The following is a 14144-nucleotide window of genomic DNA, read 5'->3' on the forward strand; positions in this document are numbered from 1 at the left end:
CCGCGCCGGCTCCGGCGGCGGCGCCGCGCGGTTCCGCGACGTTTGCCTCGCCGGTCACGGGCGGGGTCCGCAGGCATCGGCGGCGCGGCCGGTGCAGGTCTGCCAGATGGTCGGCACCTTGTTGCCGGCGATATAGACGGCGTCGATGGCGCGGGTGTTGCGGATGTCCGCGGTGGGATCGCGGTCCAGCACCAGCAGGTCGGCCCATTTGCCCGGCGCGACCGTGCCGATGTCCCTGGCCCCCATGAATTCCGCATTGGCGCTGGTCGCCGCGGTGATCGCCTGCATCGGCGTCACCCCGGCCTTCACCATCAGTTCCAGTTCCCAATGCGCGAAATAGCCGGGGAAGCGCGCCGTCGGGCCGCTGTCCGTGCCCATGCCATATCGGATGCCCGCCTTCGCCTCCGCCGCGAAATTGTCCATCGCATATTGCAGGGTGGGCGCATATTTGGGGAAGTTGGGCGCCGCGCCCAGCTTCGCCGCCCGCTCCGGACTGGCCAGTTCCTTCAGCACGGCGGGCGTCACCCCCCGCGCGAAGAAGGGATCGTCCAGGAAGGGCAGCGTCTTGTAGGTGAAGGACGCCTCGCGGCTCAGCGTCGCGGCCATCTGCCACACGCCCCTGGCCTTCATCTGGCCCAGCAGCGCGTCGTCAACGGCGCGGTCACGCACGGAATGGGCGAAGGCGTCCACGCCTTCCCGCGTCAGTTCGGCGGCGTTGGAATAATAGAAGATATGCGCGACGGCCTTCTTCCCGTCCTTGTGCGCCTGGTCGATCACGGCGCTGCTGATCGGGGGCGGCATGCGTTCCTCCAGCATGCCGAATTCGTCGTCGACCCACAGCTTGATGAGGTCAGCGCCCTTGGCCGCCTCCCTGTCCACCATCGCCCGCGCCTCTTCGGGCGTGGCGACCGACTGGTCGAGGCCGGCGACGCCGCCATAGCTGCCCTTGAAGACCACGCCCTGCCCCACGGTATAGACCCGCGACATCGCCGCGCGGCCCTTGCGCCGCTGCTGGATCGGGAAGATCATGTCCTTTTCCGTCCCCAGCGTCTGGACGGTGGTGACGCCATAGGCGGCGTAGGTGCGGAGCTGCTTCTCGATATTTTCCGGCGTCTGATATTGCAGGTTCTGGGTGATGCCGTCGACCAGCCCCAGATGGACATGGCTGTCGATCAGGCCGGGCATCAGATATTTGCCCTTCAGCCTTTCGACCTTCGCGCCCGCCGGCGCCTTGAGCTTCGCGACCGGCCCGACCCATTTGATCCGCCCGTCCGTCATGACCAGCGCCTGGTTCGCCGCGGGTGCCTTTCCGGTGCCGTCGATCAGCGTGAAGTCGCGCAGCACCGTGGTTTCGGCCATCGCCGTCGCCGGAAGTCCGGCGAGCATCGCGACCGTCAGGCTGACAAGTGAAAAACCGGCTTTCATGGCTGACCGCATATCCATCCTCTCCAGACCTATTTCATATCCTATATGATCTGGTAAGCCCGTGGTAAGTGGTTGCCGCAGGCGCGTCAAGGGCCTTTCCCACCTTGTCGAACGGTCGGGCGGCCCGCGCCGCGCATCGTTCCGAAAGCCGGTGCCAAGGACGCGAGCGCCATGGCCCGCCCGTCCCCGGCCGGCGGGTTCGCGCTTCAGGCGGCCATGGCCGTCAGCGGGGCGACGTGCCGTTCGCCCGGTCCATCCGCTGCTGAGAACAGGTCAGATGGTCGCGCACCGACTGTTCCGCCGCGACGGGATCGTGCGCCAGCAGGGCGGCGATGATCGCCTGATGCTCCCGCGCCGCCACTTCGGGCGCATTGGGCTGGGCGCTGTTCTGGTAGAGCGATCGGAAGATCTGGAGATGCGCGTGCAGCCGCTCGATCGTCTCCTCGATCAGGCGGTTGCCGCTGCCCTTGGCGATCAGCCGATGGAGCAGCGCGTCCGCCTCCGCGAAGCGGGCATAGGCCTGCTCGTCGCGCTCGACGACCGCGTCCATGTCCGCCTGGATCGACTGGAGGATGGAGAGCGTCTCGTCGTCCATCTGCTCGGCGGCGCGGGCGGCGGCATAGGGTTCGATCAGCAGGCGCAGCGTGTAGAGGTCATGCACCTCCTCCGGCGTCATCTGCGGGCTGGCGCGGTAGCCGACATTGGTGGTCTTGTAGACCAGCTTCTCCGCCTCCAACTGGCTCAGCGCCTCGCGAATCGGGGTCTGCGAAATGCCGAGCTGCCGCGCCACGGTATCGATGGGGATGCGTTCGCCCGGCGCGATCTTCACCGTCATCAGCATGGAGAGAAGATGCTCATAGGCGCGCTCCACCAGCGTCGGGCCGGAAGCGGCGCGCGCTGCGGGACCGATGGCGCTGGCAGGCTGTGACATATTGTGCAGGTCGGACATGATCGCCGCTTATAGGGTCGGATACGGAACATATAGGATATTTTCGTCGCAATGGCGATGGCGTTCTTGCAAAGGCAGGGCGGCCCGAGGGAAATCGTCACGGTCTCAGCCCATCGGCCCGATGCGCACGGCCCCGCCGGAATCCGGCGTCGCGCCCAGGCCGCGATAGTCGATGATGACGGGATGGCGCGTCTCCATCGGCCGGTGGTGGGTCGCGGCGACGACCAGGATGCTCGCACCGGCGCGTTCCGCCGCCATGATGCCGGCGACCGAATCCTCGATCACCAGGCAACGGTCCGCCCTCGTCCCCAGGCGCTCGGCCGCCAGATGGAAGCAGTCCGGCGCGGGCTTGCCGCGTTCCACGTCCTCCGCCGCGATCAGCAGCGGCGGTGCGGGCAGGCCCGCCGCCCGGATGCGGCGCTGGGCAAGCCGGCGCGGGGCGGAGGTGACGACGGCCCAGCGGCAATCGGCCAGCGCGGCCAGGAACGCCGCCGCGCCCTCAATGGCCTCTATCCCCTCGACCGCGTCGATCTCCGCCTGGGTGACGAGCGCCGCCTCCGCCACCGGATCGACGCCGGGCAGCCCCAGCCGCCTGATCGTCTCCACCGACTGAACGCCATGGACGGTCGGCAGGAAGGTGTCGACATCCAGCCCATGGCGCAGCGCCCATTCACCCCAGACGCGTTCCGCCGCCTTGATCGAATTCAGGATCGTGCCGTCCATGTCCAGCAGCACAGCATCCACGGACCTGTGTTCCATCAGCGTCGTCATCCCTGCGAAAAGGCCTTCAGGCTGTATCGACATTCAGAAGATGGCGAGCCGAAAATGGTGGTTTTCCGTGACCCGGCGCGCAGCCTACTCAAAGTAGGTGAGCACCGGAAGCACGGAAAAGCGTCATTTGCAGGCCGTCAGGGCTGAATGTCGATACAGCCTAGGGGCGGGTCGGGGCCCGCACCATGCCTCCTACACAGGGGCGGATCGAAACGCACGTCCGTTTCGATCCGCCGGCGCGCCGCCGGACCGGCGGGTCACTTCGCCGTCGTCTCGACCCTGGCGTGACTGCCTTCCTCGCCCGGACGGATCTTGCCGCCGAACAGCATCTTCAGCTTGCCGGTCAGGGACACGTCCGCCTCCCACAATTCCGCCTCGTCGATGTCGAAGCGCAACAGGGCCAGATTGGGGTCCGACTTGCCGCCGGGGAACCAGGCTTCGACCGTGGTCGACCACAGCTTGTCGATCATCGCGGGATCATTTTCGATGCGCGCTTGGCCCGCGAAGCAGGCGAAGAAGTCGTGCCCCTTGGAAACGAACTGCCCCATCGCCGCGCCGCCGCCGGCCAGGCGGTTGTCCTTGCCGATGAAGAACCACAGCCTGTCCACCTGGTCCTCGTCCAATTGGACGGTGAGCGGCTCGCTATGCTGTCCGCTGCCCGTCAGGCCCAGCATCATGAAGGGGCTGTCGGCCATCCGATCCCACAGATGGTCCTTCAGCTTTCGCGCATCGGTCATGATCGTCTCCTGATTTATGGAACCGGCTATACGAACGGCAGGCGCGAAGGGTCCGCCATGCTCGACGGCCGCCATGCTCGACGGGATGAAGCCGATCGGCCGTCCAGGCGTTGTCCACCCATGATCTTCGCCGATTTCCTCCGCAACCGTCGCCGCGAGCAGCTGTCGGAGCGCGATCTCGCGGCGCTGGAGGCCAGCGTCAGCCAGGTGCGCAAGACCCAGGCGCGCCAGCTTATCGCCCAGGCGGGCGAGCCGATCGCGTACAGCACCTATCTGATGGAAGGGTTCATCTGCCGCTACATGGACGACCGCAACGGCCTGCGCCAGCTCGTCGCTGTCCATGTCCCCGGCGATTTCGTCGACCTGCACGGCTATCCGCTGGGGCGGCTGGACCATGATGTCGCGACCCTATGCGCCTCCCGGATCGCCATGGTCCCGCATGAGGCGCTGGACGGCCTGCTGGCGCAGCGGCCCAATCTGACGAAGCTGCTGTGGTTCAGCACGCTGCTGGACGCGGCCATGCACCGGGAATGGATATTCCGCCTTGGCCGGCTGGACGCCATGGCGCGGATCGCGCATTTCTTCTGCGAGATCGAGGCGAAGCTGCGCGCCGTGGGGCTGAGCGACGGCAGCCGGTTCGCGCTGCCGCTGACCCAGGCGGACCTGGGCGAGGCCTGCGGCATGACGTCGGTGCACATCAACCGCATGCTGCGGGAACTCCGCGAACGGGAACTGCTCCAGGTCCAGCGCGGGCGGGTCACCATCTTCGACCTCGCCGCCCTGCGGCGGCTGTGCGATTACGACCCGTCCTATCTGTTCATCGGCGGCTGAGGGAACCGCATCCGCCCGCAAAGCGTCCTTTGCACCCGAACGGAAGAGGAGAATCCATGACCCGAGACGGCGTTTTCGATGAATCCGGCAAGGCCTATGCCGAGGAAGGACAGGTGATGCTGGACGGTCCCGACGGCGTCGCCATCAGCATGACGCCCGATGCGGCGGAAGAGACGGGGAACGAACTGATCCGCGCCGCGGCGGAGGCGCGGCAACAGATCGACGATAGCGCGCGGGGCGCGCCCGGCCCATGAGCCGCATCGGACCGGCGGGACTTGATCGAAATCAATCTGCGACACATTCAGGGCCGCCGCTTCTCGTGGTAATCGCCGATGCTCCTGCTCTGAAAGGGAGATGACGTGGAGACCTATTCGACCAAACAGGCCCTGGCGGGCGTGGATGGCCTGGACGACATTCTTTCCGGCGGGCTGACCCGCGGCCGCGTGTTCCTGCTGGAAGGCAGTCCGGGCACGGGCAAGACCACCATAGCGACGCAGTTCCTGATCGAGGGCGCGAGGCGCGGCGAACGCTGCCTCTACATCACCCTGTCCGAAACCGAGGAAGAGATGCGCGAAAGCGCCGCGTCGCACGGCTGGACGCTGGAGGGGGTGGACCTGTTCGAACTGGTCCCTCCCGAAAGCCTGCTGGACGAGCAGCAGCAGCAAAGCCTGCTCTATTCGTCGGACCTGGAACTGGGCGAGACCACCCGCCGCATCTTCGACGCGTTCGAACGGGTCCGGCCGGACCGGGTGGTGCTGGACAGCCTGTCGGAAATCCGCCTGCTGGCGCAAAGCTCGCTGCGCTACCGCCGCCAGATCCTGGCGCTCAAGCATTTCTTCTCGAAACAGAATGCGACCGTGCTGATGCTGGACGACCTGACGGCCGAGGTCGCGGACAAGACAGTGCACAGCGTCGCCCATGGCGTCATCCGGCTGGAGGAGCTGTCGCTCGACTACGGCCCGGAGCGCCGCCGGATGCGCGTCATCAAATATCGCGGCCGGCATTTTCGCGGCGGCTTCCACGATTTCGTCATCGAAAGGGGCGGCGTCCGCGTCTTCCCCCGGCTGGTGTCGGCCGAACACAAGACCGATTTCCAGCGCGACGTGCTGAAAAGCGAGTCCACCGAACTCGACGCCCTGCTGGGCGGGGGGATAGAGCGCGGTTCGAGCGTGCTCGTGCTGGGCCCGGCGGGCACGGGCAAGTCGCTGCTCGCCCTCACCTTCGTCACGGCGGCGGTCGCGCGCGGGGAAAAGGCGGCGATGTTCGTCTTCGACGAGGAGATGGGCCTGCTTTTCAGCCGCGCCCTGGGCCTGGGCATCGACATGCGGGCCATGGCCGACAGCGGCGACCTGATCGTCGAGCAGGTGGACGCGGCCGAACTGTCCCCCGGCGAATTTTCCCAGCGGGTGCGCAACTGCGTGGAACGATATGGGGTGAGGACCGTCGTCATCGACAGCCTGAACGGCTATCAGTCCGCCATGCCGGAGGAGAATGCGCTGGTCCTGCACATGCATGAACTGCTGCAATATCTGAACCGGCAGGGGGCCACCACCTTCCTCACCGTCGCGCAGCATGGACTGGTGGGCGACATGAAGACGCCGGTCGACGTCACCTATCTGGCCGACACGGTCATCCTGCTGCGCTATTTCGAGGCGCTGGGCCGGGTACGCCGCGCCATGTCGATCATCAAGAAGCGCACCGGATCGCATGAGGACACGATCCGGGAGTTCCGCATCGGTTCCTACGGCATCCGCCTGGGCGAACCGCTGATCGGCTTCCAGGGCGTGCTGCGCGGCGTGCCGCATTTCGTCGGCGGCGCGCCCGCGCTGCTGGAAGACGAGGAGGCGTGATCCCGCACCTGTCCGAACGGGCGCTCATTCTCGCTCCGATCGGGCGCGATGCGGAGATCGCGGCATCGATGCTGGCGGAGGCGGGATTGCGCTCGCATGTCTGCCGGGACCTTCCCGACCTGCTGGGCGGCATCGACAACGGCGCCGGCTTCGCGCTGGTGACGGAGGAGGCGCTGCACAATCGCGACCTGTATCCCCTGGTCGGCTGGTTGCAGAACCAGCCGGAATGGTCGGACTTCCCCTTCATCCTGCTGACCCGGCGCGGCGGCGGGCTGGAGCGCAACCCGTCGGCGTCCCGCTATCTGGAGATGCTGGGCAACGTCAATTTCCTGGAGCGGCCCTTCCACCCCACCACGCTGATCAGCCTCGCCCGGTCGGCGCTGCGCGGCCGCCGCCGGCAATATGACGCCCGCGCAAGGCTGGATGAACTGCATCGCGGCGCGGAGAAATATCGATCCCTGTTCGATTCGATCGAGGCGGGCTTCTGCATCATAGAGATGATCTTCGACGATGCGGGGAAGCCGGTCGACTATCGCTTCATCGAAACCAATCCCGCCTTCGCGCGCCATACCGGCCTCAGCGACGCGGTGGGAAAGAGCATGCGATCGCTGGTGCCGGGGCATGAACAGCATTGGTTCGACATTTACGGCCAGGTGGCCCGCACCGGCGAGGCCGTCCGCTTCGAGGACGCGGCAGAGGCGCTGGGCGGCTATTGGTACGATGTCTACGCCTTTCGCGTGGGCGATCCCAAAGCGCCCCAGGTCGCCGTGCTGTTCAACGACATCACCGAACGCCGCCGCATGGAGGCGGCGCTGCGCCGGAGCGAGGAGCGGCTGCGCGCGCTCAACGAGACGCTGGAGGAACGCGTGCAGCAGCGGTCGCATGAACTGGAACTGGCGCAGGAGGCGCTGCGCCAGTCGCAGAAGCTGGAGTCCATGGGCCAGTTGACCGGCGGCGTCGCCCATGATTTCAACAACCTGCTGACGCCGATCGTCGGCAGCCTCGACCTGCTCCACCGCCGCGGCCTGGGCACGGATCGGGAGCGGCGGCTGATCGAGGGCGCACTGCAATCCGCCGACCGGGCGAAGATGCTGGTGCAAAGGCTGCTCGCCTTCGCGCGGCGGCAACCGCTGCAACCCACCGCCATCGACATAGGCGGGCTGGTGCGGGACATGCGCGACCTGATCGTCAGCACGTCCGGCCCGCGGGTGCAGGTCGAACTGGCGGTGGCGGAAGGCCTGCCGGCCGCCCATGCCGACGCCAACCAGATCGAAATGGCGTTGCTGAACCTGGCGGTGAATGCGCGCGACGCCATGCCCGATGGCGGACAGCTTCGCATCGGCGTGACATGCGACAGCATGGCGGCCGACAACCGGCTGCGCCTGCGGGAGGGACGCTATGTCCGCCTGTCGGTGGCCGACACCGGCATCGGCATGGACCAGCAGACCGCCGAAAAGGCGATAGAACCCTTCTTCACGACCAAGGGCGTGGGCCAGGGGACCGGCCTTGGCCTGTCGATGGTGCACGGCCTGGCCGCGCAACTGGGCGGGGGCCTCACCATCGAAAGCGCCGTGGGCCAGGGCACGACGATCAGCCTCTGGCTGCCGACCAGCGAGATCGAGGCGGGAAGGGACGCGGCCGGGCCGGACACCGCGCCCGTGAAGCTGGACCATGGCATGGCGCTGGTGGTGGACGATGAGGAACTGGTGCGCGCCAGCACCGTGCATATGCTGCGCGAACTGGGATATGACGTGCTGGAGGCCAGTTCCGCCGAACATGCGCTGGCGATCATGAAGGCCGAGCCGGACATCGACGTGCTGGTCACCGATCATCTGATGCCGGGCACGACCGGCACCGACCTGATCGAGCAGGCACGGGTGCTCAAGCCCGCGATCCGGGCGCTGCTGATTTCGGGCTATGCCGAAAATGCCGGGATTTCGGCGGAACTGCCGCGGCTGACCAAGCCTTTCAAGCAGATCGATTTGGCCAAGAGCCTTGCCGCGCTGTGACGGCGGGATGGCTCCGGCAGCGCGTTCAAGGCGGATTGCGCAAGGAATTGCAGGGGTTGGCGTGGAACTTTTCCGGCGCGGCCGCGTAACGACTCCGCGGCGCGCGGGGGATCATCGCATCAGGCCTCGCGTCGGGGGCAAGCGCAATGGGCAGCGCGGGGGGATAATGGGAATGGCATGGGCTTTTGGCGGCGCGGCGTTCGGCGGAGTGGCCGTGGGCCTTCTATCCCTATGCTGCACCGCCGCCCAGGCGCAGAGCCTGGAAGAATTGCGCGACATGCCGATCGCCGCCCTGTCGAAGCTGGACGTCACCTCCGTCACCCGGTCGACGGCGTCGCTGGCCGATTCCCCGGCGTCGATCTACGTCATCACCCATGACGACATCGTCCGTTCGGGCACGCTGACGCTGCCGGGCATTCTCCGGCTCGCGCCCAATCTGCAGGTCATGCGCGGCGGCCCCAACAATACGGTCATTGCCGCCCGGGGGATGGGCGGCAATGACGCCGCGCAGAGTTTCTCCAACAAGCTGCTGGTGCTGATCGACGGCCGCAGCGTCTATTCGCCGCTCTATTCCGGCGTCTATTGGGACATGCAGGACATTTTGCCGGAGGATGTCGACCGCATAGAGGTGATTTCCGGCCCCGGCGCCACGCTGTGGGGGTCCAACGCGGTCAACGGCGTGATCAACATCATCACCCGCGACGCGGGGGCCTCCCAGGGCCTGTACGGCACGGGCGTGGTCGGCAACAGCACCTATGACCTGGGGTTGCGCTATGGCGGCCATGCCGGCGGCAACGCCAGCTACCGCCTGTTCGTGAAGCGGCACGAGAATTTCGAGAGCGCGAACGACGCGGACGACGGCAATCGCCGGACCCAGGGCGGCTTCCGCTTCGACTGGAACGCGACGCCCGACGACGCGCTGATGGTGCAGGGGGACGGCTATTACGGTTCCCGCTCGCAGGGGGCCGCGCCGGACGAGAGCCTGCACGGCTACGACCTGCTTGCCCGCTGGCGCCATGGCGCGGCGTCCGGGGCCACGCTCCAGCTCCAGGCCTATTACGATCACAGCGCCCGCAAGATCGAGAATGACGGCGGCCGCTTCGCGCTCGACACCTTCGACGTGGAGGGGCAGCACAGCTTCGCGCTCGGCTCCGGCCACAACATCGTCTGGGGCGGCGGCGCGCGCCTCAGCCGCTATGTGATCCGCAACATTCCCGGCCTGGACTTCGTGCCCGACCGGCGAAACCTTTTCGTCGGCAATCTGTTCGCGCAGGACAGCATCGCCCTGACGCCGTCCGTCACGGCCACGGTCGGGGCCAAGCTGGAGCGGCGCAGCTATATGGACCTCACCTTCCTGCCCAGCGTTCGCCTGTCCTGGAAGCCCGACCCCGCAACCCTGCTGTGGGGCGCGGTTTCCCGCGCCGTCCGTTCGCCCACCCCCTTTGACGAGGATGTGGTCGAATCCATCGGGGGCACCGTCTTCCTGACCGCCCTTCCCGGCTTCCGCTCCGAAAAGCTGACCGCCTTCGAACTGGGCACGCGGCTGATGCTCTCGCCCCGCGCGTCGCTTTCGGTCTCGACCTTCTACAATGTCTATGACGACCTGCGGACGGTGGAGCCGGCGCCGGGCGGGTTCCTGCCGCTGCGCTGGGGCAATGGGATAAAGGGCGACAGCTATGGCTTCGATGCCTGGGCCGACATCCGGCTGGCAAGCTGGTGGCGGCTCAAGCCCGGCTACAGCCTGCTGATCCAGAAGTTCCGCTTCAAGCCGGATTCGGTGCCCCTGATCGGCGTGTCGCAGGTCGGCAACGATCCCAGGCACCGCGCCACGCTGCGCTCCTCCATGGACATCGGGCCGGAGGTGAATGTCGATTTCGACCTGCGCTACGTGTCCGCCCTGCCCGACCCGCATGTGCCGGGCTATGTGGAACTGGGCGCAAGGCTGGGCTGGCAGTTCGACGAGCGCGCCGAATTGTCGGTGTCGGGCTTCAACCTGCTGCACCGCCGCCACCGGGAGCTTCCCGCCTCGCAGGCGACGCCGCTTCGCCGCAGCGTGTTCGTGGCGCTCAAATGGACGATCTGAGCCCCTGGCGCGGCAGGCGCGGGCAACGAGGACGCCGGGCCGCGCTGTCCTGTCTCGCGGCGGTCGCGCTCCTCGTTCCGGCGCCGGTGCCGGCCAATTCGCCCGCCGCGCTGGAACGCGCGATCCAGGCGAATTTCCTGTTCAAGTTCGCGCCCTTCGTGGAATGGCCCCCGGCAGCATTTTCAGGGACGGAAAGGAATTTCGTGATCTGCGTGGTTGGGGAGGATCCGTTCGGCGCCATGCTCAACGATGTGGTGCGCGGGCAGAAGATGGTCGGCCGCCCGGTGGTGGTGCGGCGGACCGGCGGCGAGGCGGGTCCGGCCGGCTGCCACATCCTGTTCGCCGGCCGCTCGGCCGACCCCGGCTATGCGCCCTTCGCGACCACGGGCGGCCAGCCGGTGCTGACGGTCGCGGACAAGGGCGCCGGTCCCAGCGGCGCGATGATCGAATTCGTGCGGCGGAACGGGCGGGTGCGGTTCCAGATCGACGACAAGGCGGCCCGCGCCAACGGCCTCAAGATCAGTTCCAAATTGCTGGGCCTTGCCATCGCGGTGGACCGGAAATGAAGCCGGCGACCCAAGGCAGGCTCAGCCTGGGCAAGGTCGTCGGGCAGATGGCGACGCCCCTGTCCGCGGTCCTGATCGCCTTCCTGCTGCTCGCCGCGGGGCTGGCCGCCGCCATCCAGCTCGAACAGCTCGGCCGGGTCGAAAAGCTGCGGCAGACGACGGTCCAGGCGCAGGTGCTGGCCAACGGGATCGCCGCGCCGCTGGCGTTCGAGGACGATGTCGCGCTCCAGGAATATCTGAACGCGCTGAAGGCCGATCCGCAGATCGTCGCGGTCGCCGCCTATGACGGCAAGGGCGCCTTCGCCGCCGGCTTCGCGCGCCCTCCCGCCCGGCTGCCCAGGCTGGCGGCGGAGGCGGGCCGGGATTCGCCGCCGTCGGGCCTTGCCGTCACGGTCCCGGTGAAGCAGGGCGGCACGCAGCTTGGCTCGGTCTATCTGCAATCGACCATGGACAGCCTGTCGCGCCGCCTGACCCGCTATCTGGGCATCGCGGTCATCGTCATCGCGGCGGCGGTGCTGATCGTGATGCTCGCCGCCTCCTATTCGTCGCTGCGCCGCGCGCATCAGGCCTTGCAGGCAGAGATCGCCAGCCGCCAGCAGGCCGAAGAGGCGCTGCGCCAGTCGCAGAAGATGGAGGCGATGGGCCAGTTGACTGGCGGCGTCGCGCATGACTTCAACAATCTGCTGATGGTCGCTTCCGGCGGCCTCGACCTCATGGAACGCACCCAGGACGCCGCCAGGCTGGAGAAGCTGCGCGCCGGAATACGCCAGGCGCTGGACCGGGGCGCGAAGCTGACGCGGCAACTGCTCGCCTTTTCCCGCCGCACCCCGCTCAATCCCGAAGTCGTCGACCTGCGGGAGCGGATCAGGGGCATGGACGCGCTGCTCGAACGATCGCTGGGCGAAAGCATAGAGGTGGCCATGCATCTGCCCGCCGACCTCTGGCCGGTGGAGGTCGACGCGTCGGAACTGGAGGTGGCGATCCTCAACATCGCCCTCAACGCCCGCGACGCCATGCGCAAGGGCGGCGCCATCGTCATAGAGGGCGCGAACCGCCCGGGCCATGGCGGCCTGCCCGACCGGGTGCAGATCGCGGTGACGGACAGCGGAGAGGGCATCGCGCCTGAACTGCTCAACAAGATATTCGAACCCTTCTACACGACCAAGGCGGTGGGACAGGGCACGGGCCTTGGCCTCAGCCAGGTCTACGGCTTCGCGCGCGCTTCCGGCGGGGAGGTGCTGGTCGACAGCATCGTCGACCGGGGGACGACCATCACCCTGCTGCTGCCGCGATCCCTGCTCGCCCCCCGGCCGGGCGACGGGCCGGTCGAGCCGGTCGGCGCCTCCGGCAAGCAGCGCATCCTGCTGGTCGAGGATGACGACACGGTGGCCGACACGGTGGGCGGCATGCTGACGACGCTGGGCTATGAGATGGAGCGGGTCGACAATGGCGACGCGGCGCTGCGCCGGCTGGAGCGGGCGGACGATTTCTCCCTGATCCTGTCCGACATGATCATGCCGGGCGAGGTCGGCGGCATGGAACTGGCGCTCCGGGTCCGGACGCACTGGCCGCATCTGGGCACGATGCTGATGACAGGCTACAGCGCGGCGGCGGCCTCCGCCGCGAAGGAGGGCGTGCCGCTGCTGGCCAAGCCCTTCACGATACAGGATCTGTCCGTCCACCTGATGGCGGCGCTGGACCGCGCCGGCGGGCACAGGGCATAGAGCTTGTCGTCATTTGAACCTTGTTCCTGCGCAGGCAGGAACACGACCCAAGCCAAGGTTCAGAGCGCCCGCAGCGCCCGCGCCGGCCGCACCGACATCAGCGGGATCGACCCCAGCAGCCCGATCCCCAGCGTCAGCACCGCCCCCGCGCCCAGCGTCGACAGCACCAGCAGCCAGTCCGGCGCCCAGTGGAATTCGAATATCCGCACGATCACGAACCACCCCGCCGCCAGCCCCAGCCCCAGCGCCACCAGCGCCAGCACCCCGGCCAGCAGCGCATATTCGATCCCCTGCGCCCCCAATATCTGCCAGCGGGTCGCGCCCAGCGTCTTCAATATCACGCTGTCATAGGCCCGCGCCTGCCGCGACGCCGCGATGGCGCCGATCAGCACGGCGATCCCCGCCAGAATCGCGACCGATCCCGCCAGCACGATGGCGGTCGACATCTGCCCCAGCAGCACCGTGACCTGCGCCACCACCTCCCCCACCGCTATGATCGATATGGAGGGGAAGGCCGCCAGCAGCGTCCGCGCCATCGCCCCTTCCGACGCGCCCTTCATCGTGATCGTCGCGGACAGGCTGTGCGGCGCGCCGCGCAGCGCGTTGGGGGAAAAGACCATGATGTAGTTGAACCCCATCGTCTCCCAATTCACCTGCCGCAGCGATGCGATGCGCGCCTCCATCTCCCGCCCCAGCACCGACACGGTCAGCATGTCGCCGACGCCGACGCCCATCACCTCCGCCGCCTCCCGGTCGAGCGAGACCAGCGGCGGCCCGGCATAGTCGCGGGGCCACCACCGCCCCTTCACCAGTTCCGATCCTTCGGGCAGCGCGTCGCTATAGGTGACGCCGCGCTCCCCGCGCAGGAACCACGCCCCTTCGGGCAATTGCTTCAGGTCCGCCACCCGCTGCCCGCCATAGGCGACGATGGTGCCGCGCAGGGTCGGCACCATATTGACCTTCGCCCCCGGCGCCTCTTGTCCGACGAGGGCAAGGAAGCGATCCTTGGCGGCGATGGGAATGTCCAGCACGAACTGGTCCGGCGCGGTCCGGGGCACGGTGTTGCGGATTTCGGCGCTCAGGCTCGACTGGATCGCCGCCAGCGTCACGAACAGGGTCAGCCCCAGCCCCAGCGCCACCACCAGCGCCGACGTCTGCGCGCCGGGCCGGTGCAGATTGGCCACCGCCAGCCGCGCCAA

The 14144-nt window shown here is 67.7% G+C and carries 12 protein-coding genes; 7 read left to right on the plus strand and 5 right to left on the minus strand.

All coding sequences use genetic code 11. From position 1 onward, the window contains the following. Positions 1–54: 54 nt before the first annotated feature. The 4 genes from L286_RS26085 to L286_RS26100 form a co-directional block, all read right to left on the minus strand. Positions 55–1425: an amidohydrolase family protein gene (locus L286_RS26085; RefSeq protein ID WP_020818345.1), complete on the minus strand. Its 1371-nt coding sequence runs from the start codon at positions 1423–1425 to the stop codon at positions 55–57. Between the two features lie 223 nt (positions 1426–1648). Then, entirely contained in the window at positions 1649–2374 is a 726-nt protein-coding gene (locus L286_RS26090) for a GntR family transcriptional regulator (RefSeq protein ID WP_013053680.1), read from the minus strand. Between the two features lie 105 nt (positions 2375–2479). Next, positions 2480–3133 carry an HAD-IA family hydrolase gene (locus L286_RS26095; RefSeq protein ID WP_238559282.1) on the minus strand — a complete coding sequence of 218 codons (654 nt, stop codon included), beginning with the start codon at positions 3131–3133 and terminating at the stop codon, positions 2480–2482. A gap of 269 nt (positions 3134–3402) precedes the next feature. Then, a complete protein-coding gene (locus tag L286_RS26100) occupies positions 3403–3882 on the minus strand; it encodes a pyridoxamine 5'-phosphate oxidase family protein (RefSeq protein ID WP_025161077.1) in 480 nt (159 codons plus the stop codon). Positions 3883–4002: 120 nt separating this feature from the next. Here L286_RS26100 and L286_RS26105 point away from each other — a divergent pair, with 120 nt between their 5' ends. The 7 genes from L286_RS26105 (at position 4003) to L286_RS26135 (ending at position 12945) form a co-directional block, all read left to right on the plus strand. Next, positions 4003–4713, plus strand: coding sequence for a Crp/Fnr family transcriptional regulator (locus L286_RS26105; protein WP_020818348.1), 711 nt, complete (start codon positions 4003–4005; stop codon positions 4711–4713). A 56-nt stretch (positions 4714–4769) separates the two neighbouring features. Then, the gene (locus L286_RS26110; RefSeq protein WP_020818349.1) at positions 4770–4967 is read left to right on the plus strand and encodes a hypothetical protein; all 198 of its coding nucleotides are present in this window, start codon (positions 4770–4772) and stop codon (positions 4965–4967) included. Between the two features lie 105 nt (positions 4968–5072). After that, positions 5073–6563, plus strand: a complete 1491-nt coding sequence (locus tag L286_RS26115; RefSeq protein ID WP_020818350.1) for an ATPase domain-containing protein — start codon at positions 5073–5075, stop codon at positions 6561–6563. Next, positions 6560–8572 carry a hybrid sensor histidine kinase/response regulator gene (locus tag L286_RS26120; RefSeq protein WP_020818351.1) on the plus strand — a complete coding sequence of 671 codons (2013 nt, stop codon included), beginning with the start codon at positions 6560–6562 and terminating at the stop codon, positions 8570–8572. Before L286_RS26115 ends, L286_RS26120 begins: the two co-directional genes overlap by 4 nt. 172 nt (positions 8573–8744) lie before the next feature. Then, the gene (locus tag L286_RS26125) at positions 8745–10655 is read left to right on the plus strand and encodes a TonB-dependent receptor plug domain-containing protein (protein WP_020818352.1); all 1911 of its coding nucleotides are present in this window, start codon (positions 8745–8747) and stop codon (positions 10653–10655) included. Continuing rightward, on the plus strand, positions 10643–11221 hold the full coding sequence (locus L286_RS26130; protein WP_020818353.1) for a YfiR family protein: 579 nt from the start codon (positions 10643–10645) through the stop codon (positions 11219–11221). The genes L286_RS26125 and L286_RS26130 overlap by 13 nt, the downstream gene beginning before the upstream one ends. Further along, positions 11218–12945, plus strand: coding sequence for an ATP-binding protein (locus L286_RS26135; protein ID WP_007688151.1), 1728 nt, complete (start codon positions 11218–11220; stop codon positions 12943–12945). The genes L286_RS26130 and L286_RS26135 overlap by 4 nt, the downstream gene beginning before the upstream one ends. A 59-nt stretch (positions 12946–13004) precedes the next feature. On the opposite strand, the gene L286_RS26140 is transcribed toward L286_RS26135, so the two are convergent. Further along, positions 13005–14144 (minus strand): FtsX-like permease family protein (locus L286_RS26140; RefSeq protein ID WP_031292986.1); only part of this gene is annotated, 1140 nt, incomplete at its 5' end.

The sequence above is a fragment of the Sphingobium sp. HDIP04 genome (assembly GCF_000445085.1).
Classification (GTDB): domain Bacteria; phylum Pseudomonadota; class Alphaproteobacteria; order Sphingomonadales; family Sphingomonadaceae; genus Sphingobium; species Sphingobium indicum.

Bases quoted from the DNA above. Each gene is read 5' to 3' on its own strand.
- L286_RS26100 (WP_025161077.1), bottom strand. From the start codon at position 3,882: ATGACCGATGCGCGAAAGCTGAAGGACCATCTGTGGGATCGGATGGCC.
- L286_RS26135 (WP_007688151.1), top strand. From the start codon at position 11,218: ATGAAGCCGGCGACCCAAGGCAGGCTCAGCCTGGGCAAGGTCGTCGGG.
- L286_RS26105 (WP_020818348.1), top strand. From the start codon at position 4,003: ATGATCTTCGCCGATTTCCTCCGCAACCGTCGCCGCGAGCAGCTGTCG.
- L286_RS26090 (WP_013053680.1), bottom strand. From the start codon at position 2,374: ATGTCCGACCTGCACAATATGTCACAGCCTGCCAGCGCCATCGGTCCC.
- L286_RS26130 (WP_020818353.1), top strand. From the start codon at position 10,643: ATGGACGATCTGAGCCCCTGGCGCGGCAGGCGCGGGCAACGAGGACGC.
- L286_RS26125 (WP_020818352.1), top strand. From the start codon at position 8,745: ATGGCATGGGCTTTTGGCGGCGCGGCGTTCGGCGGAGTGGCCGTGGGC.
- L286_RS26110 (WP_020818349.1), top strand. From the start codon at position 4,770: ATGACCCGAGACGGCGTTTTCGATGAATCCGGCAAGGCCTATGCCGAG.
- L286_RS26085 (WP_020818345.1), bottom strand. From the start codon at position 1,425: ATGAAAGCCGGTTTTTCACTTGTCAGCCTGACGGTCGCGATGCTCGCC.
- L286_RS26095 (WP_238559282.1), bottom strand. From the start codon at position 3,133: ATGGAACACAGGTCCGTGGATGCTGTGCTGCTGGACATGGACGGCACG.